The 322-nt window shown below is 69.9% G+C and carries 2 pseudogenes; both read right to left on the bottom strand.

Annotated features, from left to right (window positions below):
- A pseudogene (locus OU26_RS10000) lies at positions 1-174 on the bottom strand (IS3 family transposase); the annotation flags it as partial.
- Positions 129-322, bottom strand: a pseudogene (locus tag OU26_RS10710) (IS3 family transposase); the annotation flags it as partial. The pseudogenes OU26_RS10000 and OU26_RS10710, both read right to left, overlap by 46 nt.

The following is a 322-nucleotide window of genomic DNA, read 5'->3' as shown; positions in this document are numbered from 1 at the left end:
CACCTGCCGGTGGCCGCACCCGTTCGGGGTGCGCTCCCATATCTCCCGCACCATCGGCTCCACGTCCGGCCTGGACACGTGCGCCGGGCGCGACAGGTGATGGTAGTACGTGGATCGCGGCAGCCCGGCTATCTCGAGGAGGTGGTCGAGCCGGTGCCCCTGCCCTGCGAGCAGTCGGACGACGGCGCTTCGCTCGCGCCGCGTGACTTGGACGCCCGCAGGGCCCGGAGTTTTTCCAGGTACGCGACCTTCGCCTTCAGGTACGCGACCTCCTCCGCGAGCTCCTGCTCGCGCGTCGGCTTGGGTTTCGGTCTGGATCTCG

The sequence above is a fragment of the Bifidobacterium ruminantium DSM 6489 genome, from assembly GCF_000770925.1.
GTDB lineage: Bacteria > Actinomycetota > Actinomycetes > Actinomycetales > Bifidobacteriaceae > Bifidobacterium > Bifidobacterium ruminantium.
Note: the sequence above shows the minus strand (reverse complement) of the source record. Positions and strands in the feature narration are given on the sequence as shown.